23 protein-coding genes and 1 tRNA gene are annotated in these 23115 nt (G+C 70.7%); 15 read left to right on the top strand and 9 right to left on the bottom strand.

Features of this window, described 5'->3' with window-relative positions:
* Window positions 1-50: 50 nt before the first annotated feature.
* A complete protein-coding gene (locus ACGFYY_RS12855) occupies window positions 51-653 on the bottom strand; it encodes a hypothetical protein (protein WP_393708878.1) in 603 nt (200 codons plus the stop codon).
* A 266-nt stretch (window positions 654-919) separates the two neighbouring features.
* Here ACGFYY_RS12855 and ACGFYY_RS12850 point away from each other — a divergent pair, with 266 nt between their 5' ends.
* The 5 genes from ACGFYY_RS12850 to ACGFYY_RS12830 all read left to right on the top strand — a co-directional run bounded on the left by ACGFYY_RS12850 (window position 920) and on the right by ACGFYY_RS12830 (window position 5449).
* Window positions 920-1981, top strand: coding sequence for a PucR family transcriptional regulator (locus ACGFYY_RS12850; RefSeq protein WP_393708876.1), 1062 nt, complete (start codon window positions 920-922; stop codon window positions 1979-1981).
* A gap of 175 nt (window positions 1982-2156) precedes the next feature.
* Window positions 2157-3404: a cation:proton antiporter gene (locus tag ACGFYY_RS12845; RefSeq protein ID WP_393708874.1), complete on the top strand. Its 1248-nt coding sequence runs from the start codon at window positions 2157-2159 to the stop codon at window positions 3402-3404.
* Entirely contained in the window at window positions 3391-3861 is a 471-nt protein-coding gene (locus ACGFYY_RS12840) for a CBS domain-containing protein (RefSeq protein ID WP_393708872.1), read from the top strand. Before ACGFYY_RS12845 ends, ACGFYY_RS12840 begins: the two co-directional genes overlap by 14 nt.
* Before the next feature lie 10 nt (window positions 3862-3871).
* Window positions 3872-5170: an ArsB/NhaD family transporter gene (locus ACGFYY_RS12835; RefSeq protein ID WP_393708870.1), complete on the top strand. Its 1299-nt coding sequence runs from the start codon at window positions 3872-3874 to the stop codon at window positions 5168-5170.
* 24 nt (window positions 5171-5194) lie between these two features.
* Window positions 5195-5449 (top strand): hypothetical protein, encoded by a 255-nt coding sequence (locus ACGFYY_RS12830; RefSeq protein WP_393708868.1) that lies wholly within the window; start codon window positions 5195-5197, stop codon window positions 5447-5449.
* Between the two features lie 242 nt (window positions 5450-5691).
* On the opposite strand, the gene ACGFYY_RS12825 is transcribed toward ACGFYY_RS12830, so the two are convergent.
* The 4 genes from ACGFYY_RS12825 to ACGFYY_RS12810 all read right to left on the bottom strand — a co-directional run bounded on the left by ACGFYY_RS12825 (window position 5692) and on the right by ACGFYY_RS12810 (window position 9233).
* Complete coding sequence (locus ACGFYY_RS12825) at window positions 5692-6006, bottom strand: hypothetical protein (RefSeq protein WP_393708866.1); 315 nt, start codon at window positions 6004-6006, stop codon at window positions 5692-5694.
* 213 nt (window positions 6007-6219) lie between these two features.
* A complete protein-coding gene (locus ACGFYY_RS12820) occupies window positions 6220-6783 on the bottom strand; it encodes a DM13 domain-containing protein (protein WP_393708864.1) in 564 nt (187 codons plus the stop codon).
* A 108-nt stretch (window positions 6784-6891) separates the two neighbouring features.
* Window positions 6892-7071, bottom strand: a complete 180-nt coding sequence (locus ACGFYY_RS12815; RefSeq protein WP_393708862.1) for a hypothetical protein — start codon at window positions 7069-7071, stop codon at window positions 6892-6894.
* 278 nt (window positions 7072-7349) lie between these two features.
* Window positions 7350-9233, bottom strand: a complete 1884-nt coding sequence (locus tag ACGFYY_RS12810; RefSeq protein ID WP_393708955.1) for a potassium channel family protein — start codon at window positions 9231-9233, stop codon at window positions 7350-7352.
* Between the two features lie 189 nt (window positions 9234-9422).
* Between ACGFYY_RS12810 and ACGFYY_RS12805 the strand changes: the two genes are divergently transcribed.
* The 6 genes from ACGFYY_RS12805 to ACGFYY_RS12780 all read left to right on the top strand — a co-directional run bounded on the left by ACGFYY_RS12805 (window position 9423) and on the right by ACGFYY_RS12780 (window position 16122).
* A complete protein-coding gene (locus ACGFYY_RS12805) occupies window positions 9423-10934 on the top strand; it encodes an FAD-dependent monooxygenase (protein ID WP_393708859.1) in 1512 nt (503 codons plus the stop codon).
* Window positions 10935-10961: 27 nt separating this feature from the next.
* A complete protein-coding gene (locus tag ACGFYY_RS12800) occupies window positions 10962-11561 on the top strand; it encodes a TetR/AcrR family transcriptional regulator (RefSeq protein WP_393708857.1) in 600 nt (199 codons plus the stop codon).
* Window positions 11562-11890: 329 nt separating this feature from the next.
* Window positions 11891-13435 carry an alanine/glycine:cation symporter family protein gene (locus tag ACGFYY_RS12795; protein WP_393708855.1) on the top strand — a complete coding sequence of 515 codons (1545 nt, stop codon included), beginning with the start codon at window positions 11891-11893 and terminating at the stop codon, window positions 13433-13435.
* A gap of 254 nt (window positions 13436-13689) precedes the next feature.
* The gene (gene nhaA, locus ACGFYY_RS12790; RefSeq protein WP_393708853.1) at window positions 13690-15003 is read left to right on the top strand and encodes a Na+/H+ antiporter NhaA; all 1314 of its coding nucleotides are present in this window, start codon (window positions 13690-13692) and stop codon (window positions 15001-15003) included.
* A gap of 14 nt (window positions 15004-15017) precedes the next feature.
* Window positions 15018-15281 carry a hypothetical protein gene (locus tag ACGFYY_RS12785; protein ID WP_393708851.1) on the top strand — a complete coding sequence of 88 codons (264 nt, stop codon included), beginning with the start codon at window positions 15018-15020 and terminating at the stop codon, window positions 15279-15281.
* Window positions 15282-15621: 340 nt separating this feature from the next.
* On the top strand, window positions 15622-16122 hold the full coding sequence (locus ACGFYY_RS12780; RefSeq protein ID WP_393708849.1) for a class I SAM-dependent methyltransferase: 501 nt from the start codon (window positions 15622-15624) through the stop codon (window positions 16120-16122).
* Here ACGFYY_RS12780 and ACGFYY_RS12775 read toward each other — a convergent pair.
* Both ACGFYY_RS12775 and ACGFYY_RS12770 read right to left on the bottom strand, forming a co-directional pair.
* A complete protein-coding gene (locus ACGFYY_RS12775; protein ID WP_393708847.1) occupies window positions 16092-16610 on the bottom strand; it encodes a hypothetical protein in 519 nt (172 codons plus the stop codon). The genes ACGFYY_RS12780 and ACGFYY_RS12775 overlap by 31 nt on opposite strands.
* Window positions 16607-17872 carry a molybdopterin-dependent oxidoreductase gene (locus ACGFYY_RS12770; protein ID WP_393708953.1) on the bottom strand — a complete coding sequence of 422 codons (1266 nt, stop codon included), beginning with the start codon at window positions 17870-17872 and terminating at the stop codon, window positions 16607-16609. The genes ACGFYY_RS12775 and ACGFYY_RS12770 overlap by 4 nt, the downstream gene beginning before the upstream one ends.
* Window positions 17873-18189: 317 nt before the next feature.
* Here ACGFYY_RS12770 and ACGFYY_RS12765 point away from each other — a divergent pair, with 317 nt between their 5' ends.
* The 3 genes from ACGFYY_RS12765 (at window position 18190) to ACGFYY_RS12755 (ending at window position 22023) form a co-directional block, all read left to right on the top strand.
* Window positions 18190-19413, top strand: a complete 1224-nt coding sequence (locus ACGFYY_RS12765) for an NAD(P)/FAD-dependent oxidoreductase (RefSeq protein WP_393708845.1) — start codon at window positions 18190-18192, stop codon at window positions 19411-19413.
* Between the two features lie 10 nt (window positions 19414-19423).
* Window positions 19424-20377 carry a sigma-70 family RNA polymerase sigma factor gene (locus ACGFYY_RS12760; RefSeq protein WP_393708843.1) on the top strand — a complete coding sequence of 318 codons (954 nt, stop codon included), beginning with the start codon at window positions 19424-19426 and terminating at the stop codon, window positions 20375-20377.
* Between the two features lie 248 nt (window positions 20378-20625).
* Window positions 20626-22023: a tyrosine-type recombinase/integrase gene (locus ACGFYY_RS12755; protein ID WP_393708841.1), complete on the top strand. Its 1398-nt coding sequence runs from the start codon at window positions 20626-20628 to the stop codon at window positions 22021-22023.
* Between the two features lie 31 nt (window positions 22024-22054).
* Here the strand turns inward: ACGFYY_RS12755 and ACGFYY_RS12750 are convergent.
* Window positions 22055-22131, bottom strand: a tRNA-Pro gene (locus ACGFYY_RS12750).
* Window positions 22132-22200: 69 nt separating this feature from the next.
* Between ACGFYY_RS12750 and ACGFYY_RS12745 the strand changes: the two genes are divergently transcribed.
* Window positions 22201-22722, top strand: coding sequence for a DUF309 domain-containing protein (locus ACGFYY_RS12745; protein ID WP_393708839.1), 522 nt, complete (start codon window positions 22201-22203; stop codon window positions 22720-22722).
* On the opposite strand, the gene ACGFYY_RS12740 is transcribed toward ACGFYY_RS12745, so the two are convergent.
* Window positions 22719-23111, bottom strand: coding sequence for a VOC family protein (locus ACGFYY_RS12740; protein WP_365265187.1), 393 nt, complete (start codon window positions 23109-23111; stop codon window positions 22719-22721). The genes ACGFYY_RS12745 and ACGFYY_RS12740 overlap by 4 nt on opposite strands.
* Window positions 23112-23115 lie beyond the last annotated feature (4 nt).

Raw genomic sequence — 23115 nt, 5'->3', positions numbered from 1 at the left:
CTTGCGATGAAGGTGCACTGAAGTGCGGTGAGAGGCGCAGCGGCCGGGGTTCAGCCGGCGGTGCGGGGACCGAGATCCGCGTCGAACGGTGCGACCCAGAAGAACTCGCCGCGCTCGTCGTATGCGTAGAGCAGGCCGGAACTGCCGTGGGTGAGCGGATCGGAGCCGGTCTGACGGACCTGCACGACGGCGGTCGAGCCGTCGGCGGCTGCCACCTCGGCCTGCCCGAAACGGGCGTCCACCCGGCCGGTCCGGACCACGGCGATTTGACCGATGAAGTCCTGGCGCGAGGGCGGCGGATCATCGGGCTGGAACACCCGGCGCAGCGGGCGTACCAGCAGGCCCGTTACGCCTCGGGCGACGAGCAGCGCAAGGGCGAGCAGCACGAGGGTGGAGCCGCCGCCGACTCCCAGCCGGTCGGCCAGCACGGTGCCGGCGAGGCTGGTGAACCAGGCGACGGCGATCAGCACCGAGGCGGAGACGGTGAGCGGGACGCCCGGCGCCCCCAGAGCGGAGGACCCGGCGTCGGATTCCCACGCGTCGTGCTCGACGACGCCGCACAGCACGACCAACCAGTACACGACGACCACGGCCAGCGCGACGGTGAAGATCCCGGCGGGGAATCCCAGGGCGGCATCGATGAACTCGTCCACTGATTCCGCCCCCTCGTTCTCGGCCGCCTGTCGGGCCGGGTGCCGCGGGTCCCGGCACCCGGCACGTTTCCGCCACCCGGCACCGGGACCATCCCCCGTGTCCCCCGCACCCATCCTGGCAAGCGGGCCCGGCCCTCGGCATTGCCGGATACCAGCAGTCTTTACGGCATCTTGATGCCGAGTGCAGGCTGAACGTGACGATCTGCCAACCTTGACCGCTGTACGTCAACAGCGCGTCGGCAGCACATCAAGATCCAGGAGACTCCGTGGCAGGGCGGGACATACCCGAGGACTATCTCGACGGCTTCGTCCGGATCCTCACCGAGGTCGTCGAGACCGGCCGTCGACTCACCCGCGAAGAACTGGAGTCACGACGGGCGGTCGGCGAGCGGGCCGCCGAGGCCGGGTTCGGGCTGCGGCCCCTGGTCCGGCAGTACCACTCGGCGACCCGCACCGCCTGCCCCGACCTGCCCCGCGCCCCCCTCGACCGGGTGCTCGCCGCTGTCGAGCAGGTGGTCGACGCCCTCGCCGAAGGACACGAGCGGGCGCAGCTGGTGGCCGTACGCAAGGAGGAGGCGGCCCGCAGGGAGTTCATCGACGACCTCCTGTACGGCCGGAGCGATCCCGGGCATCTCGCCGAACGTGCCGAGCGGTTCGGTCTGCTGCTCTCCCACACCCATGCGGTCGCGGTCGCCGAGGGAGCGGAGGAATTCGACGACATCCACCCGGCGGTCCAGCGCGTCGAGCGGGCGCTGGTGGGGCGGTTCGGGAACCGGCGGATCCTGCTCACCACCAAGGAAGGGCGTCTCGTCTGCGTGGCGCCGGCCGACCAGGACGACGTCCTCATGTACTTCGCCAAGCAGGCGCACGCCGGTACCGACGGCGGCCGGGTGGCCATCGGCCGTCCGCATCCCGGCGCGGGTGGGGTCGTCCACTCCTACGAGGAAGCGCTGAACGCCCTCGAACTGGCCGACCGCATGCATCTCGAGGACCCGGTGCTCCGCGCCTCGGATCTCCTGGTCTACCCGGTCCTGACCCGGGACCGGCAGGCCATGGCCGATCTGGTCCTGAGCACCCTCGGGCCGCTGACGCAGGCACGGGGCGGAGCCGGCCCGATGCTGGATACCCTGATCGCCTATTTCGACTCGGGCTGCAACGCGACCGAGGCGGCGCGGCGGCTCAGTCTGAGCGTGCGGGCCTTCACCTACCGCCTGGAGCGCATCCACCAGTTCACCGGCGCCAACCCGGCCGACCCGGCCCACCGCTACACGCTCCAGACCGCCGTCATCGGCGCCCGGCTCCTCGACTGGCACGCCAAGGACCTGTGACACCGCCGGCGGCGAGCGAATCCGTTGCCGGATTCCGGCAAGGGCCGACCCGGATTTCCGGTCATCAGGGTCCTGTCAATGACGCGTCAAGAACGTATAAGGTCGATTGTGGTGTGCCGGGAAGCCTGGTCGGCGAACAAGGGACAACTCTCTTTTCCGATCGGGGGCCCATCTCATGGTGCTTGTCGCGGTTTTCGGTGTGGCACTGCTGGTCGCGGTGCTGCTGTCCGGGCTCGCCGCCCGCACGATCCTGTCCACCTCCTTCCTCTTCCTCGTCGGCGGGGCGCTGGTCAGCGACGGCTTCCTGGGGCTGATCCACATCACCCCGGACAGCGACATCGTCGCCGTCACCGCCGATCTCGCCCTGTTCGCGGTGCTGTTCACCGACGGCATGCACGTGTCCTTCCCGGCCCTGCGCAGCGCCTGGAAGAACCCGGCACGCGCCCTGGGTCTGGGGATGCCGCTCGCGTTCGTGTTCATGGCCCTGGTCACGCACTACCTGGTGGGTCTGGACTGGACGACCTCGTTCCTGGTGGGCGCGGTGCTGGCGCCGACCGACCCGGTGTTCGCGTCGGCGATCGTCGGGCGCAAGGAGGTACCGGCACGGCTGCGGCAGCTCCTGAACGTGGAGAGCGGCATCAACGACGGCCTCGCGCTGCCGGTCGTCCTGCTGCTGATCGCGGCGGCGGGCCCGGCAGCGGGGTCCGCAGAGGCGTCGGCGTCGAAGATCGCACTTGAACTGGCTCTCGGCCTCGTCTTCGGTGTGGTGCTGCCGCTGCTGGTGAGCGGGCTCGTGCGGTTCCGGCTACTGGGGGCCGAGCCCAAGCTCCAGCCGCTGCTGCCACTGGCGACCGGCGTGATCCTGTACGCGGCCTGTCACCTCACCCACGCCAACCCCTACCTCGCCGCGTTCTCGGCGGGAGCGGTGCTCGCCTCCGTTTCCCCGGAGTCGAAGCACGCGTTCGAGCCGCTCGGCGAATCAATCGCCGAGCTGGCCAAGTTCGCGGCCCTGCTCGTCTTCGGCGCGCTGCTCACCCCGCAGCTGTTCGGTGACCTGTCGTGGGGCGGGTACGCGGCCGTGGTGCTGGCGATCGTACTGATCCGGCCGGCGTCGCTGCTGCTGTCGCTCATCGGGACGCACTTCGACCGCCGCGAGAAGCTGGCCGCGGCCTGGTTCGGGCCGAAGGGGTTCGCCTCGGTGGTATACGGGCTGCTGGTGCTCCAGTCCGGGATCCCGCAGGCCGAGGAGGCGTACACCCTGATCGCGGTCTGCATCGCGTTCTCGATCATCGCCCACAGCAGCACCGACGTGCCGGTGGCCCGGATGTTCCGCGTCATCGACCTCGTCGGCATCCCGGACGCGGACGATCCCGTCCTCCACACCCCCACCGAGGCGAACGGAGCCGCCCATGCGCGCACGTGACCTGGCAGCCCAGTACGAGACCGTCACCCTCCGGACCGACGCCCTGGAAGCCGCCCGGCTCATGGCCGGCCATCGGCTGCCCGGACTGCTGGTCCTGGACGATCAGGGCGCCCCGAAGGCGATCCTGCCCGCCTCCCAGATGATCCGGATGCTGGTGCCGGAGTACGTCATCGAGGACCCCACCCTGGCGGCGGTCATCGACGAGAGGCACGCCGACCGGCTGTGCGCCGCCCTGGCCGGACGCACCGTCGGCGACTGCCTGCCGCCCAAGGCCCCGGCACCGCCGGTGGCCGTACCCGATGACACCGCGCTGGAGGTGGCCGCCCTCATGGCACAGCAGCGCAGCCCACTCGTCGCGGTCGTCGAGCGGCACAAGGACGGCACCTCCACGCTCCTCGGTGTGATCACCGCGGCGCACCTCCTGGACCGGCTGCTCGACGTCACCCCGACCCCCTGACTGGAGACCCGTGAGCGACTGGCACAGCTGGGCGGCGATCGCCGTCTTCGTCGGCACGTACGCCCTGATCATCAGCGAGAAGGTCCACCGGGTCGCCGCCGCTCTCGGCGGCGCCGGCCTGATGCTCGCGATCGGGGCGACCGACGACGTCTCGGCCTTCTACTCCGAGGACTCCGGCATCGACTGGAACGTCATCTTCCTGCTCCTGGGCATGATGATGATCGTCGGCGTGCTGAAGAAGACCGGCATGTTCGAGTACCTGGCCATCTGGTCGGTCAAGAAGGCCAGGGCCCGGCCCTTCCGGGTCATGGCCATGCTCATCGTCATCACCGCGATGGCGTCGGCGCTCCTCGACAACGTCACCACCGTACTGCTGGTCGCCCCGGTGACCCTGCTGGTGTGCGAGCGGCTGAACCTGCCCGCCGCGCCGTTCCTGATCGCGGAGGTACTGGCCTCCAACATCGGTGGCGCCTCCACCCTCGTCGGCGACCCGCCGAACATCATCATCGCCAGCCGGGCCGGCCTGACCTTCAACGACTTCCTCGTGCACCTCGCCCCGCTGTGCGTGGTGCTGGTGGCCGTGCTGGTCGGGCTGTGCCGGTGGATGTTCCGCAAGACCTTCGTCTACGACGAGGACCGCGCCGCCGAGATCATGGCGCTGGAGGAGAAGGAGGCCATCAAGAACCCCCGCCTCCTGGTCCAGGGCCTGATCGTCCTCGCCCTGGTCATCGCCGGCTTCGTCCTGCACCCGGTCCTGCACTACGAACCCAGCATCGTCGCCCTCCTCGGCGCGGGCCTGCTCGTCGCGATCTCCACCGTGGAGACGGGCGAGGTCCTGGCCGAGGTCGAGTGGCCGACCCTGGCCTTCTTCGCGGGCCTGTTCATCATGATCGGCGGCCTCATCGACACCGGCGTCATCAAGGAAGTGTCCGACGCCCTCGCTAGTGCCATCGGCGGCCGAGAACTGGGCGGTTCCATGCTGATGCTCGGCGCCTCCACCGTGCTCTCGGGGGTCGTCGACAACATCCCGTACGTCGCCACCATGGCCCCCATCACCAGCGACCTCGTCCAGTCCATGGGCGGCGACAGCGACCACGTCATGTGGTGGGCCCTCGCCCTCGGCGCCGACCTCGGCGGCAACGCCACCGCCATCGGCGCCTCGGCCAACGTCGTCGTCCTCGGCATCGCCGAGCGGAGCCGCCAGCCGATCACCTTCTGGCAGTTCACCAAGTACGGCCTCGTCGTCACCGTTGCCACGACAGCCATCGCGGCCCTCTACATCTGGCTCCGCTACTTCGCCCTGGCCTAGACCACTCGACTGAAGGAGTCGCCCATGCGGTACGACGACGAACCGGTCTTCAAGCGCGGGAAATGGTCGAAGCGCTACTACTACAACCCCGACAACCCCATAGGGCTGGCACTGATCGTCGTCAGTCTCGTCGTGGCAGGCACCATGTTGCTGCTCATGGCGAACCGGGCCGGTCCCTTCGAGCCAGCTCCCGACCCGAAGCCCTGGAACCCGCCCAGGTACGAGTACTCATGGCCGCCGACCTCCACTGCTCCCCCAGGGCCCTCTGCCGGCCCGTAGCCATCGGCCACGCGACGCGGGCCGTTACCGAGGTCGCCCGACCAGGGAACCTGCCATCACCAGCCCCGTGGTGAGCAGGGACATCCCGATGACTACAGCCTGGAACCCCTGAAGGGACATGGCGTAGAGCACGACACCCAACCCGGTGACAGGACCCCCGAGCAGTACGAGCACGATGCCGGCGCGAAACTCGGACAGGTTTCCTCGGGCCCATGACAAGAATCGGCTCGGCATCATCGGGCTCATCGGGGACCTTTCGAAGCGGGGCGAACCGCGCGCTCAGCTCGGATCAGCAGAATGACGGCGGCCACCACGCATGCGAGCGCGACGAGGCCGCAAGCGGTCACGACACATGCCGAAGCATCAAGCATGCGAGGGATCGCGTTCAGCGGAGCCGGCGCATAGATGCACAGGACGGCACAGGCGTACGGATGCACCGCCGCGCGCACCGAAAGCCGGGGCGGCGTCCAACCGGCGAGCATCGCCACGGCCATCGGGAGGATGAGAACCGTGGCGAAGGCGAGGGCAAGCGCCTGATACACCGGGTTCCCGTTCATCTGTGCCTCTCTCCTGGAAGCCTCCGCAAGACGCCGTCGCGGCTGAGTCGTACCCAAAGTCGGGGGACAACGCCGCAAGGCGGGCGCGCCGGCTGTCGGCCGAACGAGGCCTGCCCCGCCCAGGTCGGGACGGACACGGACGACATACCGTACGCCGTCTTCCCTCGGCGGCCCGTGGGCACCGCCCGCCGAGGGAACGTCCAGTAGGAGGGTTCAAGCCTTGGCCAGCTCGGCCGCACCGAAGGAGACGTTGAACCGGTCGCACCAGATGGTGACGCTGGTGTAGTCCGCGACGTTCACATCGGCGGGGATCTCGTAGTTCTGGTCGCCCTTGTTGCCCTTGAGCTTGCCCAGGCTGACGTACTTGCCGTCATCGAAGACGCCCCAGCCGTCCGCACCTTCCTTCACGGGGGCGTCGGTGAGCCATACCCGCAGGTCGGGACCGTTGCTGGTGTCGAGGTTCTCCAGCCGCAGGGTCTGGGAGCCATCCGGCAGCCGGATCAGTTTCACGGTGCCCGTGGTGGCGTGTTCGTGGCTGATCAGGGATCCCTGGGCAAGGGTCTGCGGTCCCGCAGGGGCCGGAGAGGGGCTCGTCGAAGCCTGCGCCGGTGAGGAAGCGGCAGGTGGGGCGGCCTGGGCCGTCGGCAGGGCTTCGCTGACCCGGTCGTCCTGCCAGAGCTTCCACGGCTGGAACCAGTACAGCCCGGCGCCCAGCACCGCCAGGGCCGTCACCGCCGCCCAGCTGATCAGCCGTCCGCGCCGCTTACCGTCTGCCACTGCCGCTCCTTCTCACCGTCCGGATCCTGCCCCGCACGCGCATTCAACCTGCTCAGGTTCCTGTTTCGCCATGCCGAACGGATGACGGATCTCTTACGTCCGGCCTCTTCAGCGCTGGCGCGCGGCGAGCCACACCGCGGCTGCGGCAGCGAGCGCCAGGGCTCCGAGAGCGAGAAGTGGCAGTCCGGGAGTGCCGGGCAGCACGTACATCACCGCACCGGCCGCCGTCAGGATGATCCCGAAGGCGAGCAGAGGCGACAGCGGACCGGGCCGGGCTCGGCGTGGCATGCGGAGAGGCTCCTGGTCGGGAGGGAGTACAGACAGGTCCAGCCTCCCATGCCGCAGGGGCGGGGTACAGGCCCGCCCCGCGGCCGCGCGTCACAGGGTGCGGAGCTGGGTGGTGAACGCCTGCCTGCTTGTTCATCATCTGGGTGACCTTCCAAAACGGCGGTGCACAGCGAGATGGCCGACGCCGGGCAGCCCCACCGCCGGAAGCCGTCTTCGCCTGGGCCGCCTGTCTGCCGCGGGCTACCGGAGGTCGATCGTCGGTGTGCAGCCCTCAGGTCTCAGGCACCTGGGGTACGCACCGCTCCTCGTCCGAGCAGCTCGGCCAAGCCACGGCGGGTGGCGGCCAGGACGACGCGGTCCTGAGGTTTGAGGACGTAGCCGGGGTGGAGGTCCCAGACGAGAGCGGGCTGCTGCGCGGGGTCGTCGCCGGGGGTCGTGGCGAGGTCGGGGCGGCGGTCGTCGGGGGCCGCGGTGTCCAGGGCGATGACCCGCCAGGCGCCGGGGCGGAAGGACTCGGTGATGGTGCGCCCCTCCAGCTCCGGGTGTCCGGCCACGTCGACCGCGGCGAACAGCAGGACCCGGCGCTCCACCGGGATGGCGCCGAGGATCTGGCGGCCCATCATCGCGCCGGCGAAGGCGGGGGCGGCGAGGTGGGTGACGCTGCGGCTGCGGGTGAGGGCGGTGGGGTGGGCGGCGCGCAGGGTGCGGTAGACGGCGGTGGCGAAGTCGTCGTCGTACAGCCGCATCACGACCCGCACCTCGGGCTTGACGGAGCGGGCGTACAGGGCGGCTTCGAGGTTGGTGGTGTCCGAGCTGGTCATGGCCAGCAGGGAGTGGGCGCGGTGGATGCGGGCCGCTTCGAGGACGCCTTCGTCGGTCACGTCCCCGATGACGACCGGGACGTGCAGGCGGCGGGCGAGTGCGACGCCCCGTGCTTCGGGGTCCGATTCGACGCAGACGACGGGGATGCCGAGCTCCCGCAGGCGGGCCAGCACGCGTGCTCCGATCTTGCCGAGTCCGAGCAGGACGACATGGCCGGACAGTCGGCGTGGTGGCCGCCGCAGAGCCGTGGCCGTACGGAACGCGCCGAGGCCTTCGAGTGCCGCTGCCACGAGGACCGGCAGGAGGAGCAGTCCGACGAAGCCGGCGAGGATCTGGAGGAGCTTGCGCTCCGGCGCTTCCTCCACGGCCGGGTCGTTGATGGCGAAGAGGTCGAGGAGCGTGATGTAGGCGGCGTGCAGGGGGTGGTCGCCGGTCGTCACCCACGCGCCGACCGCGAGCGCCGCGACGGCGGCCACGATCCCGGCGAGGGACCAGTTCAGCCGTCGGGAGAAGAGCGAGGAGACCGGGAAGGACACCGGGGCCAGGCCATGCCCCCGCTGCGCCGGTCTCTCGTGCGCCACCGCTTCGAGTGCCACAATGCCGCGCCCGGTCGCGGCCGTCACAGCCCTGTCGTCCGGCAGGAGTTGAGGGCCGCGGGCCCCGCTCAGTTCGGATCCCTCGCTTCCCGTGGGGTCGTTCGTGGTCGCCGACAGGAGGGCCAGGGTGCACAGGCCCGGGTCGGCGACCTCGCCCCGCCCGGGCGGCTGTCGCTCCACCGCGCGCAGGAGCAGGCCGTCCGCCTGAACCACCTTGCTGGTCCCGGCGATCGCCGAGGCAGCGAGGGCCGGCGCCGCCGTGTCCGCGTCGGAGAGGACCGTCGTCGAGGAGTCCAGCTCGCGCAGGTCGATGCCGGGCTCGGCGACGAGTGCGGCCTGGTCCAGGAGCTCCTCCAGATGCTGGCCGAGCTTGCGGTTGTAGAGCCGGATCACCAGACGCAGCCTGGGGTTCAGCCGCCGCGCCACCAGGGCGGCCCGTACGTTCCTCTCGTCGTCCTCGTAGACGAGAGCCAGCGCGGCGGCATCCGCCACCCCGGCCGCGGCCAGCACCTCCTCGTCCGGCTCCACCGCGTCCAGCAGTCGCAGCGCGTCGTCGGCAGGTCGCGTCCCGGCCTGGGACCGCCCCCTCGCGACGGGCACCCGCCCCAGGAGGCCCGGCCACCGCCCCGCGCTCGGCTCGGGACCGCCGGTCGCGGGCGCCACGAGGGTCACGCGCTCCCGGTACACGTCGCGCAGCTCGGCTGCCAGTCGGCGGGCGAGGCCGTCGTCGCCACAGACGACCATCCGGCCTGCGGCGTGGGGCTGTTGGGGAAGTGCGGGTATCGAGGACACCGCCACAGGATGCCGTGCGGTGATCCACTTCCGGCACCCCCACGCCGTCTGCGTCTCGCGCCTGCGACCGGCCCCTTGCCGCACCCTCCCATCAAACGTTAGTCTCTAACAAAAGTTATTCACTAACATTTGGAGTCGGTGGTGGGAGAGAAGACGACCGCCCTCGTCGTGGGAGCCGGGCCGACCGGTCTCGCCACGGCCTGCGCGCTGCGCGCGTCCGGGATCGCGGTCAGGGTCATCGACGGGGCGCCTGGCCCGTCCAGGACCTCCCGCGCCCTGGGACTCCAGCCGCGCGGGATCGAGGTCCTGGAGCGACTCGGAGCTCTTGGCGACCTCCCGAGGCGGGCCGTGGCCATCGGTCAGGTGGTGACGTACGTCGAAGGGAAGCCGGCCGCGCGGCTCCAGGTGGGCCGGAGGACGAAGCTCGTGACCAGGCCGGGGCTGATCATTTCCCAGGCGGAAGTGGAAGCCGGCCTCCGCCGCCGCCTCGGAGCACTGGGGACGGAGGTGGAGTGGCGCCGCGAGGTCACCTCCGTCGTCCAGGATGGCGACGGCGTGCGTGTCGGATTTTCCGATGGCGGGTCCGAGCACGCCGACTGGCTGGTGGGCTGCGACGGCGCGCACAGCGGCGTACGCAAGGCGGCCGGGATCGACTTCCCGGGCGTCCCCGTCATCGAGCGCTTCCTCCTCGCGGACGTCCGGGCGCCGCTTCCACTGCCCCGCGGCGCGGTGTGCGTCTGGCTGCACGGCGACCGGATGCTGGGCGCCTTCCCCCTGCCCGGCGAGGACGTGTGGCGCCTGATGGCTCCCGCCCCCTCCGACCACCCGGGGGATCTTGGCCCGGCGGAGGTGCGGGCCCTCCTGGCCGAGGCACTGGAGGCGCGCTCCGGCATCCCGGCCGCCGCCGTGGGCGAGGGCCTGTGGACCTCGACGTTCCGCATCCATCGCCGCCTGGCCTCGACGTACCGCCAGGGAAGGGTCCTGCTGGCGGGCGATGCGGCGCACATCCACAGCCCGTTCGGCGGCCAGGGCATGAACACCGGGCTCGGCGACGCGGAGAACCTCGCATGGAAGCTGGCCCTGGTGGCCGACGGGCGGGCAGCGGAACCGCTCCTGGACACCTACGAGGCCGAGCGCCGCCCCATCGCCGAGGAAGTGCTGGCTTCCACCAGCGCGATGACCCGCCTGGTCGTGGGCGACACCCGTCTCGCACGCGCCCTGCGCAATCACGTGTTCGTTCCGCTGATGAACAGGCCGTTCGCCCAGCGCGCGCTGTGGGAGAAGTCGTCACAGCTGAAGGTGACCTACCGCGGAGGACCGCTCGCCGGCCGATCGCTCCCCGGCCGGGGCCCGCACGTCGGTGACCGCGTTCCCGACCTGGACTGCCTGCGCACCGACGGACGCGGGACGCGCCTGCACAGCGCGCTGGGCGCCGCCTGGGCAGTGCTCACCTCACACCACGACGTCCCCGGCCATGCGGCCGTGGTGCGCCGCCGCCTCGGTGAGACCGCGGTGGTTTCGCTGACCGCGCGGGACCTCCCCAGCCCGGCCATGCTCGTACGGCCCGACGGGCACCTCGCATGGCAGGGGAACTCCCCTGCCGACCTCGACCGGGCCCTGACCCGCATACTCGAACGCGGCGGCGTCCGCTGACCACCCTCCGACCGAAGGAAGACGTCCATGGGCTCGTCCCCGACCGCGCCGACGGGTCTGCGTGAGCGCAAGAAGGCGCAGACACGGCGGACGATCCAGGAGGTGGCGCTGCGGCTCTTCCTGGAGAACGGGTACGACGCGACGACCGTCGAGCAGATCGCCGCAGGAGCGGGCGTGTCTCACATGACGTTCTTCCGGCACTTCCCCACCAAGGAAGCCGTGGTCGAGTCCGACGACTACGACCCGATGATCGCCCGCCTCATCGAGTCCCGTCCCCCGCACGAGGACTGCCTGACCGCCCTGCACAGCGCACTCGGCGAGGGCCTGCGCACCGTGTACGCGGCGGATCGGGACGCCCTGCTTGTCCGTACGAGGCTCGTCCTGACCACGCCGGCCCTGCGGGCCCGGGTCTGGGAGAACCAGTACGCCACCCAGCAGCTGTTCACCGAAGCCCTCGCCGGGCGGAGCCCCGGGCAGAGCGAGCTGGCCGTCCGGGTCCTCGCGGGCGCCGCTCTGGCAGCAGTGACGACGGCGCTCACCCTCTGGGTGGAGGGCGACGGCGGCCGGGAGCTGCCGGAGCTCGTGGACGAGGCCTTCCTCGCCCTCCACGGCCCCTCCGGCGACTGATCCGTTCGCTCAGCAGAACCTCAGTTCCGGATAACGATCGGGTCACCGACCCCCGGAAGCTTGCGGCCGACAAGCATCGATGTGATCCACACCACTAAAGGATGCGTAAAGGCCGTGCTAAGAATGCCCAACTCCGCTTTCGGCCAGCCCTTGGCCGGATCACGGATTGCCGGCACGCACCGGCTTTGCACGGCCAGGGAGGTCGCGGTCCGAGTCCACGGACCGAGACGCCCAGGGTCGCCGATCGGACATCGGCGTTCGCTCATGCCCTGCCTTCACCACCGTCGCACCGCACTGCGCCGGTTCTGCGCCATCGAGGTAAAAACCTGATGTCACTCGACTCCATCACCAGCTCCGTCGACGAAGCGGTCAGCGGCTTCTTCGAGCCCATAGCCAAGTGGCTCGGCGAGGTCGTCTTCTACTCCGTCCCGGTGGGAGGAACCGACCTCCCCCTGATCGTGGCCTGGCTCGTCGTCGCCGGCCTCGTCTTCTCCGGCTGGTTCGGTCTCGTCCAGATACGCAAGTTCCGGCTCGCCGTGAACGTGGTGCGCGGCAAGTACGACGAGAAGGGGTCGACCGGTGAGGTCAACCACTTCCAGGCGCTGACCGCCGCCGTCTCCGGAACGGTCGGGCTCGGCAATATCGCGGGTGTCGCCGTCGCCGTCTCGATCGGTGGCCCGGGTGCCACCTTCTGGATGATCCTCTGCGGCCTGCTGGGCATGGCCACGAAGTTCGTCGAGGTCACCCTCGGGGTGAAGTACCGCGAGGTGCACGCCGACGGGACCGTCTCCGGCGGCCCGATGCACTACCTGCCCAAGGGCCTGGCCGAGCGCTTCGGCGCCCGCGGCAAGACCCTCGGCAAGGTCCTCGGCCTGCTGGCCTCCGTCATGATCCTGTTCTTCGGGCTCTTCGGCGGCAACCTCTTCCAGGTCAACCAGTCCTACGCCCAGCTGGTGTCCGTCACCGGCGGCGAGGGCGGCATGATCGGCTCCTCCTCCGGCGCCCTGTTCTTCGGCATCCTGATCGCCGCCATCGTCGGCATCGTGCTCCTCGGCGGCATCCGCTCCATCGCCTCGGTCACCAGCAAGCTCGTCCCCGCCATGGCCGGCATCTACATCGCCGCCTGCCTCGTCGTCATCCTGGTGCACGTGGCCGAGGTTCCCGCAGCCCTCTCCAGCATCATCGAGGGCGCCTTCAACCCCGCAGGCGTCGCCGGCGGTGTCCTCGGCGCGCTGATCATCGGCTTCAAGCGGGCAGCGTTCTCCAACGAGGCCGGCCTCGGCTCCGCGCCGATCGCCCACTCCGCGGTCAAGACCGAGCACCCCGCCAGCGAGGGCCTCGTCGCCCTGCTCGAGCCGTTCATCGACACCGTCGTCATCTGCACCATGACCGCCCTGACGATCGTGATCGCCAACCCGGCCAGCTATGTCAAGCTCCGCGAGGGCGGTGAGTCGATCGGCGGCGTGACCATCACCTCCGACGCCTTCGGCACCGTCCTGCCCTGGTTCCCGTACATCCTCACCATCGCGGTGATGCTGTTCGCCATCTCCACCGTGCTGACCTGGGGCTACTACTGCATGAAGGCCTGGACGCACCTGTTCGGCCGCAGCAAGGGCAGCGAGCTCACCTTCAAGGTCATGTACACCCTGTTCGCCGTCGCCGGCTCGCTGCTCACCCTGCAGACGCTGATCGACATGGCCGACGCGGTGCTGTTCATGCTGGCCGTCATCAACATCATCGGCCTCTACCTGCTCGCCCCCGTCGTCAAGCGCGAGCTCAACAACTTCCTCGACTTCGTCCGCCGCCGCGACGCCGGCGAGCACACGGACGCCCACGAGGACGACGACCAGGAGCCGGTGAAGACCACCGTCTGACCGCCCCCGCGGCCCGGCTCCTCGAGCGGGTTCGCCCTCCACCTCGCGCCTTGGTGGACGGCGGGCCCGCTCACCCACTCGTACACGTTTCAGCAGGTGGAAAGCCTTCTGGTGAGATCGACAGCACCCGGCTAGAGTGTAAAGAACGCGTCAAGAAGGCTGCTGTTCAGCCGGGCGCGGGGTGTGCCGGGAAGTCTGGTCGGCGTCCCAGGGGCCGTATGCCCTTCCACCGACGCCCCGGAGGTACAACGATCATGGCCGCCCCACGCGAGCGCGCACCGTTCCTCGGCATCCTGCCCTGGCCCGAACGCCAGGCGATCGCCTCCGCCCTGCGCACCGAGACCGTCGGCGGCATGGTCCTGCTCGGCGCCGCCCTGGTCGCCCTGATCTGGGCGAACAGCCCACTGAGCGGCCTCTACGAGCAGATACGCGACTTCCACTTCGGGATACCCGCCCTCGGCCTCGACCTGTCGGTCGGCCACTGGACCGCCGACGGCCTCCTCGCCGTCTTCTTCCTCGTCGCCGGCATCGAACTCAAACGCGAACTCGTCGTCGGCGAGCTCCGCACCCCCGCCACCGCCGCCCTCCCCGTCATCGCCGCCGTATGCGGCATGGCCGTACCCGCCGCCCTCTACGCGCTGACGGCCGGTCTCGGCGGCGGTAGCCTCGACGGCTGGGCGGTACCGATGGCCACGGACATCGCCTTCGCCCTCGCCGTCCTGGCGGTCATCTCCACCCACCTCCCCTCCGCCCTGCGCGCCTTCCTCCTCACCCTCGCCGTCGTCGACGACCTCGGTGCGATCCTGATCATCGCGGTCTTCTTCACCAGCGACCTGAACCTGTGGGCGCTGGGCGGCGCCTTCGCCGGACTCGGCGTCTTCTACCTCCTCCAGCGCCTGCGCGTGCGCGGCTGGTGGTGGTATGTCCCGCTCGGCATCGCCATCTGGGCCCTGATGTACAACGGCGGCGTCCACGCCACCGTCGCCGGCGTCGCCATGGGCCTGATCCTGCGCACCACCCGCGACAAGGCCGAGAACGCCTCCCCGGCGAGCCGGGTCTCCCACCTCCTCCACCCCTTCTCGGCGGGCGTGGCCGTCCCCCTCTTCGCCCTCTTCGCCGCCGGGGTCAGCATCTCCGGCCCCGCCCTGGCCAAGGTCTTCACCACGCCCGAGCCGCTCGGCGTCGTCATCGGCCTCGTCGCGGGCAAGGTGATCGGCATCTTCGCCGGCACCTACCTCGCCGCCCGCTTCACCAAGGCCCGGCTCAACCCCGACCTCGCCTGGGCGGACGTCCTCGGCCTCTCCGTCCTCGCGGGCATAGGCTTCACGGTGGCCCTGCTCATCGGCGAACTCGCCTTCCCCGGCCAGGAGACCGGCGAACACGTCAAGGCCGCCGTCCTCATCGCCTCACTCACCGCCGCCGCGGTCGCGGCCGTCCTCCTGCGACGCCGCAACAAGATCTACCGGCACCTGTACGAAGAAGAGACAGTCGACGCCGACGCCGACGGCATCCCCGACATCTACCAGCGCGACCTCACCCCGGACCTGGAGTTCACCGCCAGGCACTGACATCGGGAGCGCACGTGGGAGCGAGTCTTGTGGCCGCGGCGGTCATCGCCGCGGCCCTGGTCATCAGAACCGCCCTCGCCGAACTCGGGGAGCCCGGAAGCGGCCGACGCCAGTGGACGTTCCTCACCGACTCCCGCGCCGCCTCCGCGGGGGCGGTCACCGGCCTCGTTCTCGGCCTGCTGGGCTGGCGGCAAGCCGGCGGCGAAGGCGCCGTATGGGCGGGACTCGCCGGGGTCCTCGTCGCGTTCACCGTGGGCCAGGGCCGTCGGCCCCGATGACCCCACCACGGCCGCGCCTCCCGGATCCAGCGGCAGGAATCGGGAGAGGGCCGTTCGGTGGAATCGGCCGCCCCTGCCCGGCCCATCCCTGCGTTTGTGGCGATGCATGAAGGGTGGCCGCCCCTGCCCCGGACTGCGGCGGCCCTGTCGCTCGTAGGGAGCCTGTGTGAGCACCTCTGGTTCTGCGCCGCTCCGTACCGCTGAGGACTGGAGCAACCGCCACTACGCAGAGGCGATGCGTACACGGCGGGGTGATCTGTCACTGCGCGATGCGGATGGCTGGTGCTGTCCCCTGGACGTCGAGAGGTGGTGTGCGCGAGCGAATGCCGGTGATCACGCCGTGCTGCGACGCTGCAGGGGGCGCGTACTGGACATCGGGTGCGGGGCCGGACGACTGGTCGAGGCTCTGCTCCACCGCGGCCACCCCGCACTCGGGATCGACGTGTGTCCGTCCGCCGTGATCACCACGGTACGCCGGGGTGGCGCCGCACTTCGCTGTTCGGTGTTCGATCCGGTTCCCGATGAGGGCACGTGGGGAACGGCCCTGCTCATCGACGGCAACATCGGCATCGGCGGGGACCCCGGCAGGCTCTTGCGGCGGATCAGGGACCTCGTCCACGGCCAGGGACTGCTGATCGTGGAGACCGCCTCCGGCGACGTGGACGAGCGCCGTCGCGTCCGGATCCACGCAGGGCAGCGGGCCGTGAGCGGCGTCTTCCCCTGGGCGGTGGTGGGTACCACGGCTCTGGGCCGGTACGCCCGGATGTCGGGCTGGAGACCGGCCGAACGGTGGACGGCGGGCGAGCACCGTCACTTCGTGGCCTTGCGCGCCTGCCGCTGATGGCGCGCCGCTCGCCGTCGAGGCCCCGATGCGTGCCAACTGCGGACCAGGAAGGTGGCCGCCGAGGCGGCGAAGAGGGCAGCGGTGATCAGCAGCCAGCGCCCGAGGAACACGTCGGCCGGGAGTGCGGTGGCGGCGGTGTAGTGGTCGACGCGGCGCAGGATCAGCGGCCACCAGACCAGCAGCAGGAGTCCGGAGACGAAGGCCGGCACCCGCACGTAGTTGACGCTCGGCCTCGGCGGCCCCTCCCCCGCGCCCACCCTCCCCCGGAACAGCAACTGCACGGCCCCGTCGGTCACCGCGTACAGGGGAAGGAGTACGAGGTCGTGGAGGAGCGCCGCCCCGACGAACCACAAGGCCACTCCCACGGCATCCCCCTTGAGCAGCCGCACACCCGCGTAGACGGCCAGCGCGAAGGAGGCCAGTACGAGGACCAGGTGGAGCGGGGAGGCTCCGTAGCGTCGGCGGAAGGTGGTCGCGACGCTCATGCCGGCGCTCCGAAGGTGAGGCGGGTGACCCATTTGGTGTTGTGGACGCCGGGAGCGCCGGGGACGATCACGCGGGCCGGGTAGCCGTGGTCGGGCGAGAGGACGGCCCCGTTGACGCGTACGGCCAGCAGTGAGCGGTGGTCGCGCACCTGGTTGTCCCTCAGGACGACCGAGCTGAACGGCCCTCCCCGCTGCACGGATTCCACCAGGGCCTGCGGTGTGTCGGTGCCCAGCCCGACGAGGGCTGCCAGATCGGTGAGCCGTACGCCGCTCCACAGCTGGTCTGGGGTCGACCAGCCCTCCACGCAGGCGATGGGCAGGGCCGCCTCGTGCTGCTCCATGGCCAGCAGTCCCTCGCGGGTGAGGACGACTTGGCTGCCGGCGCTGCGTACGGTCAGCCGCCAGGCGGGGCCGATGTCACTCGCCCGGATGCCGACGGATGCCGCGGTCTTGTTGATCTGGAAGCCGTTCGGCCCGGAGCCGGGGTCCTGGCCGTGCGGGGCGAGCAGCGCGGTCCGGCGCCACCAGCCGCCCACGCTCTGCCCGGCCGTCACCACGAGCAGCGCCAAGGACCCGAGTCCGACCATGCCCAGGGCGCCCCGCCGGGAGATGGTCGGGGGCGCCGGTCGGGGCGAGACCAGCCCGGCCGCCTGCTCCGTGCCCGCCTCGGGCTGCGCCGGTCCGGCCCGCACGGCGCGGAGCGCTCGCGGCAGACGGGAGGCCACGTGCACGACGAAGGCGCCGATGAATACCCACGCCCCGTAGAAGTGCAGGACGTAGAAGGAGCCCGGGAAGATGTAGTGCAGCTGCACGTTGAGGATGCCGGTGACGAACTCGAATCCGGCCCCGCCCACCAGCAGGAGCAGGGACAGGCGCTCGATGCCGTGGCTTACCGACCGCACGGGCGGCCACTCGAACAGCTTGGGGATGACCGACCACAGCTTCGCCAGCAGTACCGGCACGAGGACGACGCCCAGGACCACGTGGACGCCCTGGTTCACCCGGTAGAGCCAGTACGGCGAGGTCGGCCAGGAGAACAGGTAGAAGCCGAGCCACCCCTTGTCCGGCGTCTGGTCGTTGACCGCCGACAGATCGGGGTTGTACGCCGCGTACGAGAAAAGGCCCGTCACGAACAGCAGCGTGACCCCGACCAGCAGGACGAGCCCGAACACGGCGGTCAGCCAGGGCCCCCGCAGCGGGCTGCGCCAGAACTCCGGACGCGCCGGACCCGGCGGCGGCCCTGGTGGCACGGCGGAACGCAGAGCAGCACGCACGCGCTCCAGGCCGAACCGCTCCTCTTCGCCAGAGGCCGATGCGGAGTCACCGGGCTGATCCCGCTTGCCATCAGTCGCACCCACCGGGACACCTCCGTACACACCGGCCTTAACGGACACTCTCCACTGGGGAGAACATGCCGCACCTGGACGGCGACCGGTCGCGTGACACGCCATGCGGCTCCGTTGGCCGGAACACAGGGCCCCCACCACCCTATGACCCGCGTCACATGCGACTCCTGTCAGGAATCGGGGCGCTGTCCCGCTCAAGTCTCCGAGAGCAAGCGAACCGACAGGAGCGTCACATGAAGCACCGCATCGTCGTCCTGGGCGCCGGCTACGCCGGGGCCTACGTGGCCGGGACCCTGGCCCGCCGGCTGTGCTCGGCGGACTCCGCGATCACCGTGGTCAACGCCGAGCCGGAATTCGTCCAGCGGCTGCGGCTGCACCAGCTCGCGGCCGGCCAGGAGATCGAGGCTCCCCAGCTCGCCGACGTTTTCGCGGGCACGGGGATCGAGCTGCGCCTGGACCGGGTCACCGCCGTCGACCCCGAGCGCCGGGTCGTCGCGGTCACCGGTTCCGGCGGGTGCGGTGAGGTCGGCTACGACACGCTCGTGTACGCGCTCGGCAGCCATGGCGACGACCGCGCGGTCCCCGGCGTGGCCGAGCACGCCTTCGACGTGGCCGCCAGGCCTTCGGCGCTGCGCCTGCGCGAGCGCCTGGACAGCCTGAGCAAGCGGGGCGACAGCGGGAGCGTGCTGGTCGTCGGCGACGGGTTGACCGGCATCGAGACCGCCACCGAGATCGCCGAATCCCGGCCCCGCCTGTCGGTGACGCTGGTCGCCCGCGGCGAGCTGGGCGCCCTGCTCTCCTCCGGAGCCCGCGGCCACCTGCGCCAGGCCTGCGACCGGCTGGACATCACCGTCCTGGAGCGCACCAGCGTCGAAACCGTCGAAGCGACGCGGGTGCTGTGCGCCGATGGCACAGCCCTGGCGTCCGACGCGACCGTGTGGACGGCCGGGTTCGCGGTCGACCCCATCGCCGCCGCCGGCGGGCTGGAGGTCACCGAGAACGGACGGATCATCGTCGACCGCACCATGCGGTCGCTCTCGCACCCGAACGTCTACGCCGTCGGCGACAGCGCCTACGCCATCGGCGACAACGGCCTGCCGCTGCCGATGTCCTGCGCTTCGGCCGGCTACACCGGCATGCAGGCGACGGCCGCGATCGTGGGACGCCTGACCGGCCGCAAGATCGCGAACACCAAGCTGGAGTACCCGGGCAACCACATCAGCCTCGGACGGCGCGACGGGATCCTGCAGATGGTCGACGACGAAGCGCAGGCGAAGCCGAAGTACATGGGCGGCAGGAAGGCCGCGCGGATCAAAGCCGGCATCCTCAAGCTGTCGCTGTGGACCACCTCGCACCCGACCTTCGGCCTGCCCAAGCACAAGCACCACCTGGCCGCCGTGCCGAGCGCGTCCGTCGAGAAGGCGGCCGCCCAGCCCCCTGAATCGGTGATCATCTAGGGTGACCCGCGTGGACAGCACCGCCAGTGATGGCTCCGACACCAGTCGGTTCGAGGCCGGCCGGAACCGGCTGGCCTCGCTGGCGTACCGGCTGCTGGGCTCCGCCGCCGATGCCGAAGACGCCGTGCAGGACGCGTTCCTGCACTGGCAGGCCGCCGACCTGCAGTTGATCAAGGTGCCGGAAGCATGGCTGACCAAGGTGGTCACCAACCTGTGCCTCGACCGGCTCCGCTCGGCACAAGCCCGCCGCGAACGCACCGCCGGCGCCTGGCTGCCCGAACCACTCCTCGACGGCGACCCGATGCTCGGTCCTGCCGACACGTTCGAGCAGCGCGAATCGGTCTCCCTGGCCGTGCTGACCCTTATCGAACGCCTGACACCCATAGAGCGGGCCGTCTACGTCCTGCGCGAAGCCTTCTCCTACAGCCACGCCGAGATCGCCGAGATCCTCGACGTGACCGAGTCCGCAAGCCAGCAGCACCTCCACCGTGCCCGCCGGCGCATCACCACCGCACGCCGCGCCGGCGGGGAGGTCGACCCGGCGTCCGCCCGCAGAATCGTCGAGGAATTCCTCTCCGCCGCGTCCTCGGGCCGCACCGAACGGCTGGTGGCGCTGCTCGCCGACGACGTGATCGCGATCTCCGACGGCGCAGGCCTCGCCGAGAAGCTGCTGCGCTACGACACTCCGCAGCGCGTCGCCGCCGTCGCACGGGCCGGCTTCAAACCCACCCCCGCGAAGCAGCGACTGGCCGGCGGAACGTCCGCCGTCCACTACGCGCTCGTCAACGGCGCCTCCGCCATACTCTTCGTGGTCGGCGACCAGGTCGTCGGCGCCGTGACCTTCGACATCGCAGACGGCAAGATCGCAACCGTGCGCGGCATCGCCGCCCCCACCCGCCTGATCCGCATCACCGAAGCCTGGCGACAGCACGGACCGGACACACCGCTCATCAGCCAGTGGTGAGCCGGCGGACGTACTGTCACAGCACACTTGCCGCCGGCCGGTGACCGGACCGGGTGCGCAGTTTCCGCACGGGTACAGGCGGTGTACCAGCAGCAGACGAAGGCCGTGCTCGCGATCTCCGGAAGCCGTTCTCTTGGCGCAGTGACAAGGGAAACTCGCTGGTCACGGTGCTCCTGGGCGACACGGTGGTCGCGTGTGGTCGCAGGCTGGAACCATCCGTCTCCCTCCGCCTCCCGGAGGCGATCCCTATGCGCACCAGCATCGGCCGCGGCCGTATCTACCGCCGCTGTGGCTGCAGGGACAACCATCGCTGTCAGCTCGGCACACACTGCCCCCACCTCGTCACGGACAGCGAGCACGGCACCTGGAGCTTCGCCGTCGACGTCCCCGCCCCGGACCACCGCCGCACCACGGTGCGCCGGGGCGGATTCCCCACCCAGGACACGGCCGAGGAGGCCCTGCGGCAGTTCCTCGAGGGCGAGGCCGGCGGGTTCGACGCCGACCCGAACCAGACCGTCGCCGCCTACCTGAACGCGTGGCTCACTGAGAAAGCGCTCGTACTGAAGCCGACCACGATGGCCCGGTACCGCGGCTACGTCCGCAACGACCTCATCCCCGCGTTCGGGACCCTCAAGCTCGACCAGCTCGCACACCGCCACATCTCGGCCTACGTCACCTGCCAGCTCGCCGCCGGCCGCGGCCGGACCACCCTCTACCGGTGCCTGGCCACCCTCTCCAGCGCCCTCGGCGACGCCGTCCGGCAACACCGCCTCCCCCACAACCCGGCCAGTCCCCCCGTCCTACGGCGACCGCCGTCCCCGGAGCGGAGAATCTGGACGGCGGAGGAGGCCGCCCGCTTCCTCTTGCACTGCCATCAGGCCGATCCGGAGATGGCCGACCTGTTCGAGTTCCTCGTCGGCACCGGCATGCGCAAGGGCGAAGCCCTCGGCCTCCACTGGGACGACGTCCACCTGGCGGAAGGCGTCCTCTACGTGCGCTGCACCCTCTCCGCCATCGACAACAACCGGCTCGTCGTCACGACGCCGAAGACCCGATCCAGCCGCGGCTGGGTCGCCATCTCACCCCGCGTCGCCACCGCCCTCCGGCACCGTGCACAAACAACGCCTCGCACCTGCGGCAATCCTGACGACCCGTTCGCCGGACTCGTCTTCAGCCGGCCCGACGGCCGCCCGTTCGGACCACACCAGGTTCTCGACCGGCTCCACCGGCTCTCCGCCGAGGCCGGCGTCCCCAGGATCACGGTCCACGACCTGCGGCACCTGGCCGCCACCATCACCATCACCGCCGGCGTGCCCCTGACCGTCGTCTCCAAGACCCTGCGGCACTCCACCCTGTCGACCACCGCCAACATCTACAGCCACCTCACCCAGCAGGCAGCCCGCGAAGCCGTCGACACCATCGACCACACCCTCACCGAAGCCGAGAAGACCAACCACCAAACGGGCCATACGGCGTGGCTGCGACCACCACGCGACCACATCCACCGGCTCCGCGAAGCCCTCCGCCGACTCCGCTCCCCCGCGCCGACGGCCTCCAGCGCCACGGCCGACCGGCCACAAACCGGGCGTGCGACCACACTGCGACCACCATGGCTCCGGACGCACGAAAGGCCGCCCTCTCATTAGCGAGAGAACGGCCTCCGACCTGCGTAAACGCTGGTCGGGACGACAGGATTTGAACCTGCGACCCCTTGACCCCCAGTCAAGTGCGCTACCAAGCTGCGCCACGTCCCGTCGTGCCTGCGACCTGGGGTTTCCCCCTGCTCGGCGGCACATGCAGAACATTACCCCACGCCGAGGGGTGTGCATGCACGGGTAATCGGCGAGGGGCAGGATGGGGTGGTGAACGCACGGGATCGGGATGTCGACGGGCGGGCGCGCAGTGCGCGGCCCAGGGATGGGCTGGGGCGGCCGCTCCCCTATGGGGAGGCCGGGGTGGAGCGGCAGCCCGAGGGGGTGGTGCGCTCTTCCGGGGAGACCGTGCGCGAGGCGCAGCGCCTACTGGACGCCGGGATGCCGTTCCACGCGCACGAGGTGTTCGAGGACGCCTGGAAGTCGGGTCCCGAGGCCGCGGCCCCGCTCTGGCGGGGGCTGGCGCAGCTCGCCGTCGGGTTGACGCACGCCGCGCGCGGCAACGCGGTCGGCGGGGCGCGGCTGCTGCGGCGCGGGGCCGCCGGGATCGAGGGGCTGGACGGGGGCCCGTACGGGGTCGACGTGCCGGGCCTGGTCCGGTGGGCCGGGGAGCTGGCCGGTCGGGTGGCGGACGGGGGCCCGGCCGTCGACGCCGCGCGGGAGGCGCCGAGGCTGGGGGAAGGGAAGGTCTAGACGGCCGGCTGGAGGAGGTCCCAGCGGTTGCCGTACAGGTCTTCGAAGACGGCGACCGAGCCGTACGCCTCGTGGCGCGGCTCCTCCAGGAAGCGGACGCCCTCCGCGGTCATCCGGGCGTGGTCGCGGGCGAAGTCGTCGGTGTACAGGAAGTGGCCGACGCGGCCGCCGGTCTGGTCGCCGACGCGGGAGCGCTGGGCGTCGTCCTTGGCCCGGGCCAGGAGGAGAGCGGATTCGGTGGCGCCGGGCGGACGGACCACGACCCAGCGGGAGCCGTCCGGACGTGCCGTGTCCTCTGCGAGGTCGAAGCCGAGGGCACGGGTGTAGAAGTCGATGGCCTCGTCGTAGTCGTGGACGAGGAGGGCCGTGAGGGCGATGTGCGATGCCATGGCC

The sequence above is a fragment of the Streptomyces sp. NPDC048331 genome, from assembly GCF_043201215.1.
Classification (GTDB): domain Bacteria; phylum Actinomycetota; class Actinomycetes; order Streptomycetales; family Streptomycetaceae; genus Streptomyces.
Note: the sequence above shows the minus strand (reverse complement) of the source record. Positions and strands in the feature narration are given on the sequence as shown.

Bases quoted from the DNA above. Each gene is read 5' to 3' on its own strand.
- ACGFYY_RS12845 (WP_393708874.1), top strand. From the start codon at position 2,157: ATGGTGCTTGTCGCGGTTTTCGGTGTGGCACTGCTGGTCGCGGTGCTG.
- ACGFYY_RS12840 (WP_393708872.1), top strand. From the start codon at position 3,391: ATGCGCGCACGTGACCTGGCAGCCCAGTACGAGACCGTCACCCTCCGG.
- ACGFYY_RS12830 (WP_393708868.1), top strand. From the start codon at position 5,195: ATGCGGTACGACGACGAACCGGTCTTCAAGCGCGGGAAATGGTCGAAG.
- ACGFYY_RS12825 (WP_393708866.1), bottom strand. From the start codon at position 6,006: ATGAACGGGAACCCGGTGTATCAGGCGCTTGCCCTCGCCTTCGCCACG.
- ACGFYY_RS12815 (WP_393708862.1), bottom strand. From the start codon at position 7,071: ATGCCACGCCGAGCCCGGCCCGGTCCGCTGTCGCCTCTGCTCGCCTTC.
- ACGFYY_RS12810 (WP_393708955.1), bottom strand. From the start codon at position 9,233: ATGGTCGTCTGTGGCGACGACGGCCTCGCCCGCCGACTGGCAGCCGAG.
- ACGFYY_RS12800 (WP_393708857.1), top strand. From the start codon at position 10,962: ATGGGCTCGTCCCCGACCGCGCCGACGGGTCTGCGTGAGCGCAAGAAG.
- ACGFYY_RS12795 (WP_393708855.1), top strand. From the start codon at position 11,891: ATGTCACTCGACTCCATCACCAGCTCCGTCGACGAAGCGGTCAGCGGC.
- nhaA (WP_393708853.1), top strand. From the start codon at position 13,690: ATGGCCGCCCCACGCGAGCGCGCACCGTTCCTCGGCATCCTGCCCTGG.
- ACGFYY_RS12775 (WP_393708847.1), bottom strand. From the start codon at position 16,610: ATGAGCGTCGCGACCACCTTCCGCCGACGCTACGGAGCCTCCCCGCTC.
- ACGFYY_RS12765 (WP_393708845.1), top strand. From the start codon at position 18,190: ATGAAGCACCGCATCGTCGTCCTGGGCGCCGGCTACGCCGGGGCCTAC.
- ACGFYY_RS12755 (WP_393708841.1), top strand. From the start codon at position 20,626: ATGCGCACCAGCATCGGCCGCGGCCGTATCTACCGCCGCTGTGGCTGC.
- ACGFYY_RS12740 (WP_365265187.1), bottom strand. From the start codon at position 23,111: ATGGCATCGCACATCGCCCTCACGGCCCTCCTCGTCCACGACTACGAC.